This is a genomic window from Thermus caldilimi (assembly GCF_004684245.1).
GTDB lineage: Bacteria > Deinococcota > Deinococci > Deinococcales > Thermaceae > Thermus > Thermus caldilimi.
In genome coordinates this window covers 86,589-100,629 of the sequence record NZ_CP038452.1, presented here as the reverse complement: position 1 = coordinate 100,629, position 14,041 = coordinate 86,589, and the positions used below count along the sequence as shown (strand labels likewise).

Below are 14,041 nucleotides of genomic sequence, written 5' to 3'. Positions count from 1 at the left end.
GAAAAAGGTATGCGGAACGCGAAAGGCTTTACCCTGATTGAGCTTCTGATCGTCATCGCCATCATCGGCATCCTGGCGGCTGTGCTGGTTCCCAACCTGCTCCAGGCCCGCAGGACGGCCCAAGTCCGGGCGGAGCAGGCGTATGCTCAGAACGTGTACAAGGTGGCTAACGCCTATATCGCTGAGAATCCCAATGTAGCTTCAATCCCAACCGATTGCAACCAACCGGCCGGGTACTCCGCGGGTTCTTACTCCACGGGAAGCAAACCTGGCACGATTAGCGACTGCTCTGTCTCTTTTAACTCGACCACCCAATCGGTCACAGTAACTTGGACCGGCGCCGCTGGTAACAGCCAGACTGTTGGACAATAGCCTGCGGTTGGCTGCCCTTTGCTAGGTGGCGGGAGGCAACCTCCCGCCACCCGTTTGCAAGGACAGGGGTTAAACTTTGACCAAGCACCCCTCTGGCATACAGTGGCCTATCGTTGGAAGCGCCTTCCTCGGGGTATTCCTGCTTTGGAGGGAGCCTTTCCACGTCTTTCACAGCCCTCCTCTCTGGACCACAACCTGGGGTCTAGCATCCTTACTCCTAATGGGCCAGGGACTGCACCCCCTGGCCTGGGCCTGGTGGGGCTGGGGGCTCCTGAGTGTCCTCTGGAGCCTGGCCCCCGGGCACGCCCTGGTGGCCTCCCTGTGGGAGGTGTGGGTGCTGGTGGCCCTGGCGGCGGGGAGGTGGCGGGCGGGGGTCTTGGTCCTCTTGGGCTTCCTCCTCCTGGACGGGCTCTACACCGCCTTGGCCCTGTGGCAAGCTGGCCTGGTGAGCTACGTTTCCGGCTCCCACCACTACCTCCTGGGGGCTTTGGCCCTGGGGGCCCTGCCCCTCTTCCTGGCCCAGGCGGGGCGCGGGGGGCCCTATCCCCTGGCCGCCTTCCTCCTGGCGGTCCTGGCCCTTTACGCCGCCCTCATCTCCGGGGCCCGGGCGGTGTACCTACCCCTCCTTCTCCTCCTGCCCCTGGCCTTCCTCAGGCTCTCCCGGGAGGGCCTAGGCCCCTGGCGGGCACTCGTCCTCTTCCTGGGCCTTGGAGGAGGGGTGGCCTTCCTGGAGGCCCTGGTGCCCGGGAACGCCGTCCTGAACGCCCTGAGCTTCAAGGCGGCCATCACCCAGCAGGAGGTGCAAAGCCCAGGCGTGGGCCAGGGCGGGGGTGGGGTGGAGGCCCCGCAGATCGGCAACGTGGAGGCCCGGCTCCTCATGTGGCGCTTGAGCCTGCGCCTGGCCCTGGACCACCCCCTGGGCACCGGGAACGGGAGCTACAGCCAGGTGTTTGAGGCCTACATGGACTACCCAGGCCTCCAGGGGGTCTGGTCCCGAAGCCCCCACAACTACCTCCTGGAAACCCTGGCCACCGGGGGCTGGGTGCGCCTGGGTCTTCTCCTCCTCCTCCTCTGGCCGGCGGCGCGGGCCCTCTTCGGGCGGGACTGGCCCTGGGCCCTGAGCGTCTTGGGCCTCTGGGGGCCCATGCTCTTTGACGTCTCCGGGTACTACCCGGGCTACCTGGCCCTGGCCTTTCTGCCCCTGGGGGCCCTGGCCCCCAACCCGCGCCCCGCACCCTCTCCCTGCTGGGAACCCTGGTGGCCGCCCTCCTGGCCCTCCTCTGGTACTGGCCCTGCCAGGGAACGGCCTGCGCCCCCCGGCACCTCTACTTCCCCCCGTACACCGCCCAGGCGGTGGCGGAAGCGGCCCCAGAGGAGCGGATGCACCTCCTGGAGGAGGCAAAGGAGCGCTACCCCCTCTCCCCCTGGCCCCTCACCCTGGCCCTGCGCTACGCCGAGACCCCGGAGGCGCGCCTGGGCCTCGCCCGGGAGCTGGCCCGGCGCTTCCCCTACGCCCGGGAGAGCTTCTATGTGCTCTGGGTCCAAAGCGCCCTAGAAGCGGGCCGGGAAGAAGAGGCCAAGGAGGCCCTGGCCCTGGGCCTGAAGCGCTTTCCCGGCTCGTCGGCCCTGCGCCAGCTGGAAGGGCTACCCGCCCCGCCCTAGCCCAACCCTGCCCCACGCCAAGGCCCCCTGCCCCAGGGCCGCCCCCCAGAGGGCCCACAGGGCCCCCTCCCCCTCGGGTATGGCGAACCAGAAGAGGAAGAAGACATGCAGGGCGAAGAGGCCAGTGGCGGCGGGGTGGAGCTGGGGAAGGCCCCGCAGGGCCAGGAAGAGGAGGGCCAGGTAGAGCCCCAGGCCCAACAAGCCCCACTTCAGGGCCACCTCCAGGAACTGGTTGTGGGCCCGGAAGCTGTAGACCCGGAGCACGACCAGGTCCCCGTTGGGCTGGCGCAGGAGAAAGACGGGGTCGCTTTCCGGAGCGTTGGCCACCTCCACCAAGCGGGCGTCCCGGTACCCGAACTCCGCCCGCAGGAAGGCCTCCAGGTCCTCCGGGCTTAGATGGGCAGGCCAGCGGTGCTCAAACACCCCCCCGCCCCAGCCCAGGAAGGGCCTTGCGGCTATACCCCCCAAGGCGGCCTTCCAGTAGAAAAGCCGGTTGAGGAAGGTGCTGGCATCGGCCACCTGCCGCACCGCCCCGCCCCCCTGCACCGGCCCCTGGGCGGAAAGGCGCACCACGGCCATACCGGCCCCCACCCCTAGGGCCAGGCTCAAGGCTGCCACCAGGCCGTACCGGGGAGCCCGCAGGAGGGCGAGAAAGGCCAAAAGGCCCAAGGCCAGAAGCCCAGCCCGGTTGAAGGCCAGGCCCACCCCCAAGGCCCCGAGGAAAAGCCCCCAGGGGCTCCGCAATCCCAAGGCCGCCCCGGCGGCGAGGACAAAGTAACCGGAAAGATGCCCCTTCTGGGGGAAGGTGACCGTGGGCAGGTCGGCGGGGCTAGCCAGAGGGTAGAAGATGGGCCGTCCGGTCAGGACCTCCCAAAGGGCTAGAAGGCTTAGGAGGCTACCCCCAAGGACCAGGCCCTGGGCCACCCTCCGAGGGGCTTCCGGTTCCTCCCGGGCACGCAGGTAAACCAGGAGGGCCACCCCCAGCATCATCAGGCCCCAGCCCAACCCGTCCGTGTAGTCGGCGAGGGAACCCGTGAGGGCCACGGCCCGTTCCGGAGAGAGCAAGGCCGCTAGGACCATGACCAGGGCTAGGGCTAGGAGCAAGGCCAGGGCAGGCTGGGCCCGGAGGCGCCGGGACAAGAGGAGAAGATCCCGCAAACGGGCCTGAGGATGAGCCAGCATTTCCAGGAAGGCTCCCACGAGGAGGAAAGCCAGGACGAAAGCGTGCTTGACCAGGACCACCCCCGGGTGGGTGGGAAGCCCGGGGAAGACGGCGAAGGGGTAGAGGAAGGCGAAGAGGGGCCAGAGGTGCTTGAGTATCATGGAACCATAATATGGGTACCCTTTGGAAACGCGGCGCCCTTGCAAAAGCCCGCCCCCTGCCAAGCCTCACCGCCCTCGCCCTCCTCCTCGCCGACCTCCTGGCCCTCCTCCTGGCCTGGGGCCTGGCCCTCCTCTTCCGGGCGGCCACGGGGGGAAGCATCGATCCCCTCCTCTACCTCCGCCTCCTCCCCGCCCTCCTGGTCTTCCCCCTCCTCTTCGGGGCCTTCGGGCTCTACCCCGCCTTGGGCCTGCACCCGGCGCAGGAACTCCGGCGCCTGGCCACCGCCACCGCCTTGGGCTTCCTCCTCCTGGCCACCGGGGCCTTCCTCTCCAAGTCGGGGCCCCTTTACTCCCGGCTCTCCTTCCTCCTGGCCTTCGCCCTGGCCCTCCTTTTCCTCCCCCTGGGGCGGGCCCTCCTCCGCCACCTCTTCGCCCGGAAGGCCTGGTGGGGGGCGGGGTGGTGGTGGCCGGGGAGGGCAAGGAGGCCCTGGCGAGGCTCCTTCAGGAGGCCCCCCTCCTGGGCCTGAAGCCCGTTTCGCGCCCGGAAGGGGCCTACGCCCTCCTGGTGGCGGGAAGCCTCTCCGGGGAGGAGGCCCTGGCCCTCCTCCACCGCTTCCCCAGGGTGCTGGTGGTGCCCTCAGGGCCGCACGGCCTCCTCTGGGCGGAGGTGCGGGATCTGGGAGGGGTGGGGGCCCTCGAGGTGCGCCAGAACCTCCTCCTGCCTGGGAACCTCCTCCTGAAGCGGGCCTTAGACCTGGTGGGCGGGGTGGTCCTCCTCGTACCCTTCCTCCTCCTCTACCCCGTGGTGGCCCTCCTCCTACGGCTGGAAGACCCTGGGCCCGTCCTCTACCGCCACCTGCGGGTGGGCCAGGGGGGAAGGCGGTTTTTTGCCCTCAAGTTCCGCACCATGCGCCAAGACGGGGAGGAGGTGTTGCGGCGCCACCTGGAGGCCAACCCGGAGGCCCAGGCGGAGTGGATGCGGGAGAGGAAGCTCCGGGAAGACCCCAGGGTGTTGCGGGTGGGCAGGTGGCTCAGGCGCCTCTCCCTGGACGAGCTTCCCCAAGCCCTGAACGTCCTCAGGGGGGAGATGAGCCTGGTGGGGCCGAGGCCGGTGACGGAGGAGGAGCTTGAGCGCTACGGAGAAGCCTTGGAGCTTTACCTGAGGGTGAGGCCCGGCCTCACGGGCCTCTGGCAGGTTTCCGGCAGGAACGGGGTGCCCTACGAGAGGCGGGTGGCCCTGGACCGCTACTACGTGCAGAACTGGTCGGTGTGGCTGGACCTGTACCTGCTGGCGAGGACCGCCTGGGCGGTGTGCCGCAAGGAGGGAGCGTGGTGATGAAACCGCTAAGGGGCGTTGCCAAAAGGATCGGTCAGGGATACAACTTGCTATCCAATGCACAAAAGGCGGGGCTAACACCCAAAGAAATCGCAAAACTTGTCAGGTACATGGCGGAATATTTCTCGGATAAAACTTTTCTGAGGGATTTTCACGCTCGCATCGAAGAGGCAAAGCAAGCCGCAAAAGGCAGCCCCATTGGCGGCTGGTTCACCCCCTTTGGGCAAGCGCTTTTGTATGCCTTGGTCAGGCTTTTCAAGCCTTCCGTGGCCGTGGAAACGGGGGTTGCCGCCGGAGGCAGTAGCCGCATTATCCTTTACGTCATGCAAAAGAACGAGAAGGGGAGGCTCTTTTCCATAGACCTACCCGAAGGGGACATGAAGCTGTATCCCAAAGACATAGTAAATAGCAGAATTGGCACCTACCTGCCCCCTGGGTACTCGACAGGATGGTTGGTGCCTGAATGGCTCAAAGGCCGCTGGAAGTTGTATATGGGAGATGCCCGGCTCCTCCTTCCCGAACTTCTGGAAAGTATTGGGGAAGTGGACCTTTTCCTGCACGACAGCCTGCACACCTCGGAGCAAGTACGCATGGAACTAGAAGTAGTGTTCCCCCGCCTGAGGCGGGGGGGTCTGCTGATGGCGGACGACGTGAACGAAGACTGGACCCTAGCTTTTGTGGATTTCATCCAGGAGCAAGGGCTAAGGCCAGCGGTCTTTGCCCAGCGTTATGGGGTGGCCTTGAAGCGGTAAGGGGGTAAACCGTGGGGCTCTGTTTGGAACCCAAGGCGGTCTGGGTGGTAACGGTCACCTACGGCAACCGCCACCAGGTGGTGCGCCGGGTGGTGGAAGCCTCCCTCCAAAACGGCGTGGGGGGTGTGGTGCTGGTGGACAACGGCTCGCCCCAGGAAAATGCCGCACGCCTCAGGGATTTTTGTGGGCAACAAAGGGGTTGCCTACGGGTGCGCCTCGAGGAAAACCTGGGTTCAGCGGGAGGCTTCGCCAGGGGCATCCAGGAAGCCTACGACCAGGGGGCGGAACTCCTCTGGCTTCTGGATGACGACAACGAGCCCACCCCCCAGGCCTTGGAGCGCCTCCTTTGGGCCTATGTCCACTTAGGGTGCGATCCCCAGGTGGTGCTGGTACCCATGCGGGAAGGGGGTTTGGGCAAGGCCTTCGCCAAACTCGCCCACCAGGGCCGTCCCCTGGATTTCGTGCGGGATGGGTTCTTGGGGTTTCACCTGGCCCTCAAAGCCGAGAAAGCCCTAATCCGCCTCTTTGTCCTGGAGCGGGATCAAACAAAGGGCACACCAAGGTTCCCCCTGGCCCAGTTGGGCGCAGCGCCCTATGGAGGTCTTCTCCTCCACCGCTCCTGGGTGGAAAAGGTGGGCTTGCCGGATCCCCGCTTGGTCCTCTACGAGGACGATACGGAGTTCACCTTGCGTATCGCCGAGCAGGGGGGGCGGATTTACCTGGCCAGCCAGGCCGAGGTGCGGGATCTCTTACCCTCCTGGCACTGGCAAAACGGGGGCTGGTTCGCCCCCGAGTCCCAGGAACCCATGCTCTACTACCGCACCCGCAACCTGGCCTATCTGGAGTGGCGCACCCGCTCCCACACCGCCTGGGTCCTCCTCAACCAGGGGGCTCACCTGGCCTGGCTCTTCCTCAAGGGGCTCCGCCTGTGGCGGGATCCCCGTCGGGTTCTCCGGAGGTTGGCTTTCCTCCTCGAGGCGGTTCGGGATGGCCGGGCAGGACGTTTGGGGAAGAAGTACCCCCTTCCGGGAGAAGAGGCAGGGAATGCGCAGGCAAAGGAGGAAACGGCATGAAGGGGCTGATCCTTTCCGGTGGCAAGGGCACCCGGCTTCGCCCTCTCACCTTCACCCAGGCCAAGCAACTCATCCCCGTGGCCAACAAGCCCGTTCTCTTCTATGCGGTGGAAGACCTCTTGGCCGTGGGAATCGAGGACATCGGGGTGGTGATCAGTCCGGAAACGGGAGGGGAGGTGCAGGAAGCCCTTAGGGGGCACGGGTTTCCTGGGGTCCGGTTCACCTTCATCCTCCAGGAGAAACCCCTGGGGCTGGCCCATGCGGTAAAGGTGGCCCGCCCCTTCCTGGGGGAAGACCCCTTCGTCATGTACCTGGGGGACAACCTGCTCTCTGGGGGATTGGGAGAGGCCATGGAAGCTTACCGCCGCCAGGCACCCGATGGCCTTATCCTCCTGGCCTCGGTGGAAAACCCCCAAGCCTTCGGGGTGGCGGTACTGGACGGGGCGGGACGGGTGAGGCGCTTGGTGGAAAAGCCCAGCCACCCTCCCTCCTCCCTGGCCCTGGTGGGGGTATACATCCTTCCTCCTGAAATCCACGGGGTCATCGAAGGCCTCCACCCTTCGCCCAGGGGGGAGTACGAGATCACAGAGGCCATCCAGGGCCTCATCGACAGCGGCCTGAGGATCGAGGCCCTCCAGGTGCGGGGCTGGTGGAAGGACACGGGCAAGCCCGAGGATCTCCTCGAGGCCAACCGCCTGGTCCTCTCCCGTCTGACCGGGAAAATAGAAGGTGAGGTGCGGGAGAGCCAGTTGGCGGGCGAGGTGGTGGTGGAAAAAGGGGCCAAGGTGGTCCGGTCCCGTATCCGAGGCCCGGTTCACATCGCTGCCGGGGCGGTGGTGGAGGACAGCTACGTGGGCCCCTACACCTCCATAGGGCGGGAAGCGGTGGTGCGCCGGAGCGAAGTGGAGTACTCCATCCTCCTGGACCGGGCCAAAGTGGAGGATCTACCCCATCTCCTCGACGCTTCCATTCTCGGACGGGAAGCGGTGGTGGTGGGCAAAGGGGAAGGGCCCCGCCGCTTCACCGCTGGCATGGTCCTGGGAGATCGGAGCCAGGTGCGGGTATGAGGATGTTGCTTACGGGCGGCACCGGGCGCCTGGGCCAGGAGCTTCAGAGGCTCCTTCCCGGCCTCATCGCCCCCACACGGGAGGAGATGGACATCACCCAGCCCGAGGCCGTGGATGCGGCCTTCCGGCGTTACAGGCCGGAGGTGGTGGTCCACGCAGCGGCCTACACCAAGGTGGACAGGGCCGAGGTGGAGCGGGAGCTTTGCTGGCGGGTCAACGTGGTGGGCACCCGCCACCTGGTGCGGGCATCCCAGAGGTGGGGTGCCTTTTTCATCCACATCTCCACCGATTACGTGTTCGAGGGCACCCAGGGCATGTACGCCGAGGAGGACACCCCTGGTCCAGTCCGCAACTACTACGCCCTTACCAAACTGGTGGCGGAGGAGGCGGTTCGAGCCCTGCCCGCTCACTTGGTCATCCGCACCAGCTTCCGCACACGGCCCTGGCCCTACCCGGTGGCCTTCACCGACATGTACACCAGCCAGGACTACCTCGACCTCATCGCCCCCGAGATCGCCCTGGCGGTGCAACGGTACCGGGACATCCCCTACGACACCCTGCACATCGCCACGGAACGCAAGAGCGTTTACGAGCTGGCAAGGCAAAGCAGGCCGGACGTGCGCCCCGCCAGCAGGCGGGAAGCCCCTATTGCCCTACCTGAAGATGTGTCTTTGGACACCAGAAGGTGGCAGGAACTCAAGAGGAGGTGGCTGAAGTGAAGGTACCCTTGGACCCCAACGTGCGGGCCGACCTCACCTTTCAGACCTATGGGGAGGGCCCGACCATAGCCGATGTCTTCTACCTGCCCCTCAAGAAGCACCGGGCCCTCGAGGGGTGGTTCATGGAGGCTTTCCGCCTCCGGGAAGGGCGGGTCCAGGGTCTTTCCTTCCCCTTCGAGGCGAAGCAGGTTTCCCTCTCCCGGGCCTTTCCGGGGCGCATCAACGCCTTCCACATCCACCCCAAGGAACCCCAGCACGAGCTTTGGTGCGTTCTGGAAGGCACCTTGCTGGTGTGGCTTGTGGATGTGCGGGAAGGCTCCCCCACCCAGGGGGTACGGCAACGGTTTGTCCTCTCGGGCGAGGAGCCCGGCTGGCTTTTCATCCCTGCTGGGGTAGCCCATGGGTACAAAGCCTCTTTGGAGGGGGCCTTGCTCCTCTACGCCATGAGCGAAACCTTTAACCGGGAAGATCCCAACGAGGGCCGCCTGCCCTGGGACTACTTTGGCAAGGAGCTTTGGGAGGAGGATCGGGGATGAGCTTCCGCCGCGTGCTGGTGACCGGAGGGGCGGGCTTCATCGGCTCCAACTTTGTGCGCTATGCCCTCCAAACTCACCCTGAGTGGGAGATCGTGGTTCTGGACAAGCTCACCTATGCGGGGAACCTGGAGAACCTGCGGGGGCTGGAGGGGCGGATCCGCTTCCTCCGGGGGGACATCGCCGACCCCCGTGCGGTACGGGAAGCCCTACAGGGAGCGGAAGCCGTGGTCAACTTTGCGGCTGAAAGCCATGTGGACCGCTCCCTCATGGATCCCAGGCCTTTCGTGCGCACCAACGTGGAGGGCACCCTGGTTCTTCTCTCGGAAGCCCTGCGGGCAGGAGTCCAGCGCTTCCTTCAGATATCCACGGACGAGGTGTACGGGGACTGGCGGCACACCTCCAAAAGCGCCAAGGAGGAGGATCCTCTTCAGCCCCGCTCCCCCTACGCCGCCTCCAAAGCGGCCGCCGACCATCTGGTTCTGGCCTATGGGCACTCCCACAACCTGGATGTGGTGATCACCCGGGGGAGCAACACCTACGGCCCTTACCAGTACCCAGAGAAGATCATCCCCCTCTTCCTCACCAACGCCCTGGAGGGCAAACCCTTGCCCGTCTATGGGGATGGGAGCGCCGTGCGGGACTACCTCCACGTGGAAGACCATTGCCGGGGGATCGACCTGGTTCTGCACCAGGGGGAACGGGGCGGGGTGTACAACCTGGGAGCCCGCCTACAGGTTTCCGCCCTCCAGGTGGCGGAGATGATCCTGGACCTCTTGGGCAAGCCCAGGAACCTCATCCGGTTCGTGGAGGACCGCCCCGGCCACGATTACCGCTATAGCGTGGACCCCACGAGAGCGGAGGCCCTAGGATGGACCCGGCTCTGGTCCTTTGAGGAGGGCCTGCGGCAAACCGCAGAGTGGTACACCGCCCATCCCGAATGGTGGCGTCCCCTCAAGCGGCGGTCGGGCTTCCGCCATCTGGAGCGGGCCCTTTACACCCCCCGCTTTGCCCCCTCCCCCTAAGGGGTTACCGCCGCCACAGGGGGGCGATAAGGCGGAGGAGCATCCCCCAGGTGGGCCTCGAGGCCGGGAGAAAAAGCCAGATCCCCAAGGGCACCAGGGCCAGGGGGCCCAAAAGGGGATAGGCCACGCTCAAAGCCCCCACAAGGGTCCAGCCTAGGACCAGGCGGTAGCAGGGGTGCCCGACCGCCCCAGCTACCGCCCGATAGAGGAAGGGAAAGCCCAGGGCCGTAGCCGCTTCCGCCACCCCCACAGCCCCCCACCCCATCCGGGGCAGGAAGAAGATGTAACCCAGGAGAGAAAAGCCCACGGAAAAGGCGGTGCCTAGCACCAGATCCCATCCACGCCCTAAAGCCGCCAGGGCGAGGCTCAGGAAAGCCGAGGGGGTGCCGAGGAGCTGGGCAACCCCAAGGAGGGGGAGGAGCTCCTCTAGCGCCCTCCACTCGGGAAAGAGGAGGGGGCCTAACCAGGGGAAAAGGGCCACCAGAAGCAGGAGGGGAGGCCAGATGGCTAGGGTCTGCAAAAGGGTGGCCTCCTCCAGGGCTCGGAGAAAGCGGGAAGGTTCTGCTTGAAGGCGCCCCAGAACCGCTAGGGAAACCCGCTGGACTGCGACCTTGAAGAGGGTAGCGTACTCCACCAGCCGCAGGGCAAGGGCTAAGGAGCCCACGGCCTCAGCTCCCAGAGCCCTTCCCACCAGGGCCAGAGCTACGGGCAGGCGGGCTTGGGCCAGCCAGGCGTTCAGGGAATAGGCTACCCCCAGCCAGGCCATCTCCCGGAAGACCTCTCTATCCCAAGCGGCTCGGGGCTGCTCCCCTAACCGCCACCAGGCGAGAGCGGCCAAAACCCCCTGCTGGGTCAGGAAGCCCAAGGTGGGGGCCAGGGCACCCAAGCCCGCATGGGCCAGCGGGGCGGCCACCAGGAGGCCAAGAAACTGGGAGAGGTTCTCCCCCAAGGCCACGAAGCGGTAGTCCAGCCGTCTCTCCAGGAAGCTCAGGGGCAACCCCCCTAGGAGTTGCAGGGGAAGGGCGGCGTAAAGCAGGGTCAGGGACCAAAAAGCCCCAGGGTCCAGGCGGGCCACCTGTACCGTGATCAGGGCCAGAAGGGGGGCTAAGGTCAAGGAGAGTGCGGCCCCCAGGAGCAGGTAGACAAAAGCGGTATCCCGGTGGCGTTCCCCTGCGGTAGGGGCACGGACGAGGTAGGCCCCCAGGCCAAGCCCCAGGGCGGTGTGGACAAACTGCCCCGTAGCGAGCCCCAAGGCAAAGGTGCCGTAGGCTTCAGGGCCAATGACCCTAGCCACCAGGAGCAAGCTCAAGGCCCCCAGAAGGGCCCCAACGCCTTGCCTCAGGGCCAGGAAAGCCCCTCCCCTGGAAACCTCTTCCCGCAAGGCCCCCCTAGCCTCCCTTCCCGTTCCAGAAGGCGGGGTTGGCGCTAAGCCGCCGCTTGAGCCAAAGGGGCAGGCGGGCCTGCTTCCGCCCCAGGCGGTAGCCCAGGTACTTGAGGGGCAGACGGAGAAGGGCCTCGGGTATAGCCAAGGGAGCGTTCCGCCAGAGGAAGGCAAGCTCCGAGCGCACGTAGCGCAGACCCTCACCCTCCGGCTTGCCCAGACGTTCCAGCATCCAGGACTCCTGGGCGTGGAAGGCTCCGATGTCAAAGTAGCGGCGGAACTCCTGCCAAGGGGTGTACCCGTGGGAATGGTAGACCATGGCCTCAGCTTGGTAGGCGATCCTCCATCCCCCCAGGAGGAGCTTTGCCCCGGCCACGGCATCCTCCCCCATGACGATCCTTCGGGGAAAGCCTCCCACGCCCTCTAGGGCTGTGCGGCGGTAGGCGGCAAAGCTGTTGGAGAGAAAAGCGGCCTTCAGGCCCCTGGTCTTGGCAACCTCCAAGTCGCTCACCGAGGGGGTGGGGGGGTAGTTGAAATGCCGCAGGTGGGCCTCCGAGGGGCGGGCTCCAGGACGGGGAAGTTGCCGCCCGTAGGCCGCCCCCACCTTGGGATCAGCGAAGGCTTGAAGGAGTTTCTCAAGGGCCTCGGGGGAAGCCAGCACCGCATCCTGGGTCATGTAGACCAGGATCCGGGCATCCGTCAAGGCTTCAAGGGCCATTTGACGGGTTCCCCCGTGATCGAAAGCCCCAGGGGGGACATTCCAGACCTCAAAGCCGTACTTCTGGGCTTTTTCTGGGGTTCCATCGGTGGAACCCGAGTCGAGAAGTACCAGGCGCTCCGGCCTAAGGGTCTGCTGGCGAAAAGCTTCCAGCCACCTGTCCCATCGAGGACCGGCATTGCGGGTAGGGACCACAAGGGCTACCCCTTTGGCTTCCCCTTCAGCGGATCTTTCCCAAGCGCCCATGCCATCCCTCCTGAAAAGCCCGCCAAAAAAGGCCCAATCTCCTTGCGAAAAGGGCTGGTCTAACCCGATGCCTCATGGCGCTCAAAGTGAGAAAACCCAGGAAGAGCCCCAGGTTCGCCAGGAAAAAGGGGAGAAAGGTGGCCCGCCGTTTACTCAGCCAAATGCCGTTGCGCACAATGTAGAAAAGCCGTTTTTCGTCCGCATCGGGGGCCAGCCAGGGATTCCCCTTGTGGTTCCAGCTGGGCTGGAGATCCTCGATGCGGGAGAGGGCACAGAGGTACAGCCGCCCCCCTGCCTGGGCAAAGCGCAGGGTGTATTCCAGATCGTCCACGTACACGAAGAAGTCCTCCCTGGGGAGCCCGATCTTCTCTACCCAAAAGCGGTGGAAGAAAAGGCCCCCGTAGAGGGCGTGGTCCACGGCCTGAATGGGAAAGGAGCTTCCTACGTTTCCCTTCTGGCCAATCCAGGAAACCCGCCGTAGAAGGTACGGTAGAACATTGAGGAAATGGAAGTTGAGAAAGGCGTTGGGGCGTAGGGAGATAGGGGCTTTTGCGGGTTGGTCTTTGCCAAAAGCCGGAGCCAGGCGGTGGCTGAAAAGCACATTGCGGGGATCCGCTCCTAGGTAAAGGTAAGCCGACCAAAGGCGCTCTAGGGCATCGGGTAGGGAAGCGTTGTCGTCGTCCAGGAGCCACAGGAACTCCGCCCCCTCTTTGACGGCGTGCAGGATACCTGTGGCGTACCCACCTGCCGAACCCCGGTTCTCCTCCTGGCGGAGAACGATAAGAGCTCCATCCAGGTTTCGTTCGAGCTCTTTAAGGGCTCGAGCGCTGGGATCTTCAGATGCGTTGTCCACAAGAACGACAGCGCTCACTCCCGCCCGAAGAGCCGCTGCAACCATACGTTGCGCTAAGGAAAAGCGATTGCCATACGTGACGGAAATCGCAATGACTTTGGGCCTTTCTTCGCCAAATCGAGGGCGGGTGAGGGTATCCATGACCTCCTGAGGCGATTATAGGGGGCAAGGCTTCTGCATTGGGGGAATGAGGTAGGTGCCACATCTTGGATTCCGCCTTGGGCCTGACGGGACGAGGTGCAGAGATAGGCCCGGCAGGAAGAACCTTTCCACCCGTTTCGCCCTTCTTGCCAAGGAGCTTCCCCAAACCCGCCTGGCGGTGGTGGGGGATGGCCCCTTGCGGGAGAAGGTGGAGGCCCAAGTGGAAGCCTTGGGCCTGGGGGAGCGGGTGCATTTCCTGGGGGGCGGGAGGCTAGAACCTTCTTGCCTGCCTTAGATGCCCTCCTCCTCACCAGCGCCTACGAGGGGATACCGTATGTGGTCCTCGAGGCCCTCGCCCTGGGGGTGCCCGTGGTGAGCGCCCCCACGCCCGGCCTTGGCCCCTGGCTTAGGGCGGAAGGGCTGGCCCTGGTGGCCGAGGACGGGAGCCCCGAGGCCTTAGCCGAGGCCTTGAAAGCGGTGTTGCGGGAGCCTTCCCTGGCCGGGAGGCTGGCGGAGAGGGGGTACGCCTGGACGGGGAAGTGGGGCCTAGAGGGAATGGTGGAGCGCACCTTTGACCTCTACCGCCTCCTCCAAGCAAGCCACAAGCCCCCGGTCTAGGGCTATACACCCTAAAACCCGTTCCTCCGGGTGTGGGGAGGAGCACCGAAACAGACCAGCATGAGGTCGGGATAGAAGAAGGTGGCCCTAGTCATAGCGTAGGGCACCCCCTCCACCAGCTCGTGCCACTCGGGCTGGGCCTCTTCCCAGGCCAGGTATCCACGGCGGTGAAAAACTTAAGGGGCTACATGATCTCCAGCCAAATGCACCAGGCCGTGCACG

At 65.4% G+C, this 14,041-nt stretch carries 17 protein-coding genes; 13 read left to right on the top strand and 4 right to left on the bottom strand.

Going from position 1 to position 14,041, the window contains the following annotated elements:
* Positions 1 to 9: 9 nt before the first annotated feature.
* The 3 genes from EBI04_RS13715 (at position 10) to EBI04_RS13710 (ending at position 2,034) form a co-directional block, all read left to right on the top strand.
* Positions 10 to 372 carry a type II secretion system protein gene (locus EBI04_RS13715; RefSeq protein WP_135255586.1) on the top strand — a complete coding sequence of 121 codons (363 nt, stop codon included), beginning with the start codon at positions 10 to 12 and terminating at the stop codon, positions 370 to 372.
* 220 nt (positions 373 to 592) lie between these two features.
* A complete protein-coding gene (locus EBI04_RS00500) occupies positions 593 to 1,927 on the top strand; it encodes an O-antigen ligase family protein (protein ID WP_135255585.1) in 1,335 nt (444 codons plus the stop codon).
* Entirely contained in the window at positions 1,903 to 2,034 is a 132-nt protein-coding gene (locus EBI04_RS13710) for a hypothetical protein (RefSeq protein WP_276605489.1), read from the top strand. The genes EBI04_RS00500 and EBI04_RS13710 overlap by 25 nt, the downstream gene beginning before the upstream one ends.
* Here EBI04_RS13710 and EBI04_RS00495 read toward each other — a convergent pair.
* Positions 2,017 to 3,357 carry an O-antigen ligase family protein gene (locus tag EBI04_RS00495; protein WP_135255584.1) on the bottom strand — a complete coding sequence of 447 codons (1,341 nt, stop codon included), beginning with the start codon at positions 3,355 to 3,357 and terminating at the stop codon, positions 2,017 to 2,019. The two genes, EBI04_RS13710 and EBI04_RS00495, sit on opposite strands and share 18 nt — an antisense overlap.
* Before the next feature lie 11 nt (positions 3,358 to 3,368).
* On the opposite strand from EBI04_RS00495, the gene EBI04_RS13340 reads away from it, so the two are divergent.
* The 8 genes from EBI04_RS13340 to rfbB are packed head-to-tail and all read left to right on the top strand — an operon-like array spanning position 3,369 to position 9,862.
* Positions 3,369 to 3,884, top strand: coding sequence for a hypothetical protein (locus EBI04_RS13340; RefSeq protein WP_240695329.1), 516 nt, complete (start codon positions 3,369 to 3,371; stop codon positions 3,882 to 3,884).
* Positions 3,803 to 4,693, top strand: coding sequence for a sugar transferase (locus EBI04_RS13705; RefSeq protein WP_276605488.1), 891 nt, complete (start codon positions 3,803 to 3,805; stop codon positions 4,691 to 4,693). Before EBI04_RS13340 ends, EBI04_RS13705 begins: the two co-directional genes overlap by 82 nt.
* Positions 4,693 to 5,445 carry a class I SAM-dependent methyltransferase gene (locus tag EBI04_RS00485; RefSeq protein WP_135255583.1) on the top strand — a complete coding sequence of 251 codons (753 nt, stop codon included), beginning with the start codon at positions 4,693 to 4,695 and terminating at the stop codon, positions 5,443 to 5,445. Before EBI04_RS13705 ends, EBI04_RS00485 begins: the two co-directional genes overlap by 1 nt.
* 23 nt (positions 5,446 to 5,468) lie before the next feature.
* On the top strand, positions 5,469 to 6,518 hold the full coding sequence (locus tag EBI04_RS00480) for a glycosyltransferase (protein WP_167481844.1): 1,050 nt from the start codon (positions 5,469 to 5,471) through the stop codon (positions 6,516 to 6,518).
* Positions 6,515 to 7,585: a glucose-1-phosphate thymidylyltransferase gene (locus tag EBI04_RS00475; protein WP_135255581.1), complete on the top strand. Its 1,071-nt coding sequence runs from the start codon at positions 6,515 to 6,517 to the stop codon at positions 7,583 to 7,585. The genes EBI04_RS00480 and EBI04_RS00475 overlap by 4 nt, the downstream gene beginning before the upstream one ends.
* A gap of 2 nt (positions 7,586 to 7,587) precedes the next feature.
* Positions 7,588 to 8,304: an SDR family oxidoreductase gene (locus EBI04_RS00470; protein ID WP_240695328.1), complete on the top strand. Its 717-nt coding sequence runs from the start codon at positions 7,588 to 7,590 to the stop codon at positions 8,302 to 8,304.
* Positions 8,292 to 8,840: a dTDP-4-dehydrorhamnose 3,5-epimerase family protein gene (locus tag EBI04_RS00465; protein ID WP_135255579.1), complete on the top strand. Its 549-nt coding sequence runs from the start codon at positions 8,292 to 8,294 to the stop codon at positions 8,838 to 8,840. Before EBI04_RS00470 ends, EBI04_RS00465 begins: the two co-directional genes overlap by 13 nt.
* Complete coding sequence (rfbB, locus tag EBI04_RS00460; RefSeq protein WP_135255578.1) at positions 8,837 to 9,862, top strand: dTDP-glucose 4,6-dehydratase; 1,026 nt, start codon at positions 8,837 to 8,839, stop codon at positions 9,860 to 9,862. Before EBI04_RS00465 ends, rfbB begins: the two co-directional genes overlap by 4 nt.
* 4 nt (positions 9,863 to 9,866) lie before the next feature.
* Here rfbB and EBI04_RS00455 read toward each other — a convergent pair whose 3' ends face one another.
* Genes EBI04_RS00455 through EBI04_RS00445 form a run of 3 tightly spaced genes read right to left on the bottom strand, consistent with a single transcriptional unit; the run spans position 9,867 to position 13,105 of the window.
* Positions 9,867 to 11,243 (bottom strand): oligosaccharide flippase family protein, encoded by a 1,377-nt coding sequence (locus tag EBI04_RS00455; protein ID WP_135255577.1) that lies wholly within the window; start codon positions 11,241 to 11,243, stop codon positions 9,867 to 9,869.
* Positions 11,244 to 11,250: 7 nt separating this feature from the next.
* The gene (locus EBI04_RS00450; protein WP_135255576.1) at positions 11,251 to 12,207 is read right to left on the bottom strand and encodes a glycosyltransferase family 2 protein; all 957 of its coding nucleotides are present in this window, start codon (positions 12,205 to 12,207) and stop codon (positions 11,251 to 11,253) included.
* Entirely contained in the window at positions 12,182 to 13,105 is a 924-nt protein-coding gene (locus tag EBI04_RS00445) for a glycosyltransferase (RefSeq protein WP_240695327.1), read from the bottom strand. Before EBI04_RS00445 ends, EBI04_RS00450 begins: the two co-directional genes overlap by 26 nt.
* A 151-nt stretch (positions 13,106 to 13,256) precedes the next feature.
* Between EBI04_RS00445 and EBI04_RS13700 the strand changes: the two genes are divergently transcribed.
* Both EBI04_RS13700 and EBI04_RS13695 read left to right on the top strand, forming a co-directional pair.
* Entirely contained in the window at positions 13,257 to 13,496 is a 240-nt protein-coding gene (locus tag EBI04_RS13700; RefSeq protein WP_276605487.1) for a glycosyltransferase, read from the top strand.
* Positions 13,484 to 13,819 (top strand): glycosyltransferase family 4 protein, encoded by a 336-nt coding sequence (locus EBI04_RS13695; protein ID WP_276605486.1) that lies wholly within the window; start codon positions 13,484 to 13,486, stop codon positions 13,817 to 13,819. The genes EBI04_RS13700 and EBI04_RS13695 overlap by 13 nt, the downstream gene beginning before the upstream one ends.
* Positions 13,820 to 14,041: the final 222 nt, after the last annotated feature.